At 60.5% G+C, this 3,928-nt stretch carries 5 protein-coding genes; all 5 read right to left on the reverse strand.

Annotated features, from left to right (window positions below; all coding sequences use genetic code 11):
• Positions 1–66: 66 nt before the first annotated feature.
• A complete protein-coding gene (locus P0D89_RS51370) occupies positions 67–816 on the reverse strand; it encodes a hypothetical protein (protein WP_408370593.1) in 750 nt (249 codons plus the stop codon).
• 394 nt (positions 817–1,210) lie between these two features.
• Positions 1,211–1,429: a hypothetical protein gene (locus P0D89_RS51375; RefSeq protein ID WP_408370594.1), complete on the reverse strand. Its 219-nt coding sequence runs from the start codon at positions 1,427–1,429 to the stop codon at positions 1,211–1,213.
• A 62-nt stretch (positions 1,430–1,491) separates the two neighbouring features.
• The gene (locus P0D89_RS51380) at positions 1,492–1,998 is read right to left on the reverse strand and encodes a hypothetical protein (RefSeq protein ID WP_408370596.1); all 507 of its coding nucleotides are present in this window, start codon (positions 1,996–1,998) and stop codon (positions 1,492–1,494) included.
• Between the two features lie 10 nt (positions 1,999–2,008).
• Entirely contained in the window at positions 2,009–2,206 is a 198-nt protein-coding gene (locus tag P0D89_RS51385) for a hypothetical protein (RefSeq protein ID WP_408370598.1), read from the reverse strand.
• 48 nt (positions 2,207–2,254) lie between these two features.
• Positions 2,255–3,928, reverse strand: a 1,674-nt coding sequence (locus P0D89_RS51390) for a coiled-coil domain-containing protein (protein WP_459252685.1), incomplete at its 5' end; no start/stop codon positions are given.

Consider the following 3,928-nt stretch of genomic DNA (forward strand, 5'->3'; position numbering starts at 1 on the left):
TTGCTCCACAGAATATGGGAGCGCCCTTTCGGGACGACTCCCGAAAGGGCTTAAGAGAAAAAGCGACTACAACGTCAGACCGAAACTTGCAGCCTTCGCCTCTTCGAGCGACTGGTCGGCCGCCGCAAAAAGATCAGGTTGCCGGGTTGCGCGATCCAGGCGTGGCAACGCGTTCGAAAAGCGGCTCGGGCCGCTGCCGTCGAAGCTGTCGGCGCCCGCTGCAGCGCAGATGCGGATACGACGAGCCGAATTGACGCGACCGACATGGAGATGACAATTGCGCCTACGCGCGAGCAAGCCCCACGCGTCTGCCGTTGCCTCCTTCCACTCGGTCGATCCGCCGATGAAAATCCCAACGACGGGCGACAGGAAGGGCGCGACGTCGTCCAGTTGCATCCCGTTCTGTACTGCGATGAGCATCTGAGACGGAATTCCCCGAAGACGTTCCTTCCAGCGCAAGGAAAACTCCAGCGACGCGAGCCCTCCCTGCACGATGTCCGGGAGGACGATCCAGTCCGCGCGCTCGCCGAGTTTTTCGACGACCGCGAGAAACGCGGATTCATCGAACGGCTCGCCACGCTGATACGCAGTCCATGCACCGTTATCAATCGCATAGCGCATACCTTCGGTGCGGTGTTCGCCTTTGGCTGAGACCAGAAGACGCCAGTCCGCATCGGAGAGCGCCTCGAGATTGCGACGCGTCCCGGTACGGCTTGCATAGCCCACCATCGGCGGGCGATGCATGATCAGACGTTCCTCGATATCGGGATCGTCATCGGCACTGCCGTCAACGCAGTAGTAGTCGGCGTAGGCCATGACAGCCTGTGCCCAACCCTGCTTTTGGCCGGCCGCATATGCCGAAAGCCAGCTCGGCTCAGTAAGCGCCGCACTCATCGCACTGCCCCCCGGCCGGGAGTCGGTCTGCCACCGATGACGAGAAATTCCTTCTCTCCCGCCACCCGGTTCGTGTTGCGCACCCACGGGCGAACTTCATTCGGACACGTCGGCTGACCCTCGATGTACTTCATCGCTTCAGATTCCGTCTCGAACCGTGCGGGAAAAGCGCCAGGAATTGCTGCTTCGGACATAGAAACTCCACAAGTGAATGCGGAGCGACCCCGGCGGGATCGCTTACCCGCGGGGTAAAAAATGAACAGCTATGCCTTAACGGGCGTGAAACGCCTCGCCCAGCGCAGTGACGCGATTCCAGTTATCCAGATAGGCCTTGGCGATCTCGGGATGATTCGAGAGCACCAGCACGTTTTCTGAATTCACGCGTGGCCGCAGTCTGGCTATAGTTGTACGAGCCGCCATCGGGCGAGAACGCCACCTGAATGTCGGGCGTGGCACCGAATGTAGGCTGCTCCCACAGCATGCCGGCAGCGACAAGAGCACCGATCAGTGCAGAAATGGTGATCTGCTTCTTCATATAAGAACCTCCGTACGTATACCGCGCAAAGCCTCGACTCCCCGGCAAAGGGATCAAGGACACTAGCCGAAATACCAACAGTTGCATTGACGAAGCGCGACGTCCTTCATTTGCAGGACGTAGTGCGACTCCATGGCGCCCCCGTCTTCCGCATAGAGGCGCGTGCAGATCGCTTGAACGTCAGTCAGCAAGTTAACGACGGCTTCGCCGACAACGCAGTCGGCTTCAATTCCCGCAATTTCTGCGTTAAGGCCGCACCAGAATTCGGCGTTGATGGCTTCGCGCACGGTTTTCGCCATGCGTGGAGCTTCTTCTTTGTAATTGTCCAGGTACCCTTCGACGACAAAAGCTAACGCCTCGTCGAACGTGACGCCTTCGGCGTAGGCTTGGGCTTCGGAAATCAGGTTTGCGGCGGCTTCGCCTTCGAGAAAGAACACGCCTTCGTCGGGAATGCCTTCCAACGAGCGCGCGTCAATGTCTAACCGGGCGGTGCCCGCTTCGGAATCGATGACTACGCCCGCGTCTTGCATGCGCTTTGCGGCGGCTTTGATTTGCTGTGCGGTGTTCATTTTCGACGCCTCAGGAGCAGGACTTTGGATGGCTCGCCGGATAGACGAGCACTCTGCCGTCAGGGCAGATCGTGAAGTCGCCCGGTTCACCTTTCGGCCTCTGGACCACAACCACGGGCCGCAGACCTGCAGCGTGTGCCGGTTGAGTCGTGCACGCGCACAACGACGAACTACCTGCCGCGATCAGCAGCATCAGTAGGTTTTGCATGGTGATTCCTTGGGAAAAGGAGCACGCCCCGCTCACGCGGGACGCGAATCAGTTGGGGGTACCCGCTTGCACCGTCGCCCACTTGCCGTCGACGAGAACGTCATGCAGGAGCGTGCCGTTCAGGCCGTAGGTATGCGTGGTTCCGGTGCGCGGATTACAGGTGCATGGAAATTTCGATTGGATTGCATGGCGTTCCTCGTTGAAAAGCGGCGAGGGAACGCCCCTATGGGGGTGTTCCCCACAGGGTCGGAAGAAAATGACGTTCAGGCTGCCAGCGCCTCTACGTCGATAACGGCATCGGCTTCGCTTACCAGGTCGGGCGTCTGCGAGATGAAAAACGATCCAGACTTTTTGCCCGCCAGACATCACGGTTACAGACTTCGTGCTGTCGGCTTCGGCGTCGTGTACGAGGATTTCGAAACCCTCGCGCATCTCGCCGCTAGCGAGCGCACGCTGCGTACGGATCTCGACCGTGAACCGCATCCCGTAGCAAGCCAGAAGCAGCTCGTTCACGGTATTGGCCAAGGCGGGCCCCGCGTCGTCAATCGTCAGGGCAACGACACCGTCGTTACCGAGACCCCTGGCGAGCAGCTTCCAGCGCGCAATCTCTCCCGACAGGCGATCAGCACGCTGTTGCGTAGCCGAGAACCGGTCCAGATCGACGCCCAGCGCGTCCGCTTCGGCCTGTAGAACCGTCTGCGAGCGGATCAATGCTTCGATCCGTCCATCCAGTGCCGCAACAGCCTCGCGATTGGCAGCCAGCTTCCGGTCAGTCTCCGCAATTGCCGCCGTCACGTCGACGGCTGCGAGTTGGTTCGACTCTTCCTGAATCCTGGCGATCTCTGCGTTCATCCCGGTCTTTTCAGACTCGAATCTGGCAGTACGCGCAGTGCTTTCTTCTGCAACCGTCCTGAGTTCCGCATTCGCGGTTTCCAGTCCGGCGGCAGCAGCATCAAGAAGCGGCTTGCTCGCAGCGAGTTCCGTCGCTGTCTGCAAGGTCCGACGTGCCGTGCTGATCAGCTCGTTCAGCGCCTTCAGGTCATTGCGCTTCGCAGCCAGTTCAGCAACAACCGGTGCGAGTGCGTCTGCCTGCGCTTTCTTCTCGCGGTACTTTGCGCGAAGATCGGCAACCGAAACGCGCTGAACCTCTGCTTGCGTCCTGGCCACCAGCGCCTGAGACAGCAACGGACACTGCGCATGCATCGCGTGACCAACACAGGGCACCTGATCGACAACCGCAGCCTGCTTCGTGACCGTATCGAAATGAGCGGCCTTGGTCTGCCCTTCCGTCATCAGCCCGGAGAGCGCCGTCTGGAGCGTAGCGTGCGTCACCTGTTTCGCTTCAAGCTCAGCAATGAGCCGCTGCAGAGGTTCCAGCCACGCCTCCTCGCGAGTGATCAGCAACTGCGCTTCATCGCGTTTCGAAGTCGCGCCAAGAATTGCTTCCTTGCGGGCGAGCGTCGCCTGATGCGCGGCAACGGTGCGATTCAGAGCAGTGACGCGCTGCTGGGTTCGAACCGATGCTGCCTGGTCGTCATCCACAGCCGTCTTTAGCGCTTTGGCCAGCTCGCCACGTCGCACAGCAAGCTCTCGCAACCGCGCCTCGACCGTGGCCGCCTCGCTCTGCTTTGCCGCAAACGTCGCTCGCTCCTGGGTCAGCCGCGAAGCCTCCTCAAGTGTCGAATCACGCTGCGCGCGGGCGCTACGCAAGGTATCGCCCTG

This window comes from Paraburkholderia sp. RL18-085-BIA-A (assembly GCF_046027075.1).
In the GTDB taxonomy this organism is placed as follows: domain Bacteria; phylum Pseudomonadota; class Gammaproteobacteria; order Burkholderiales; family Burkholderiaceae; genus Paraburkholderia.

What these genes read in the sequence shown, in the direction of transcription:
- P0D89_RS51370 (WP_408370593.1), bottom strand. Translation starts at nt 816, where the DNA reads ATGGCCTACGCCGACTACTACTGCGTTGACGGCAGTGCCGATGACGAT.
- P0D89_RS51375 (WP_408370594.1), bottom strand. Translation starts at nt 1,429, where the DNA reads ATGAAGAAGCAGATCACCATTTCTGCACTGATCGGTGCTCTTGTCGCT.
- P0D89_RS51380 (WP_408370596.1), bottom strand. Translation starts at nt 1,998, where the DNA reads ATGAACACCGCACAGCAAATCAAAGCCGCCGCAAAGCGCATGCAAGAC.
- P0D89_RS51385 (WP_408370598.1), bottom strand. Translation starts at nt 2,206, where the DNA reads ATGCAAAACCTACTGATGCTGCTGATCGCGGCAGGTAGTTCGTCGTTG.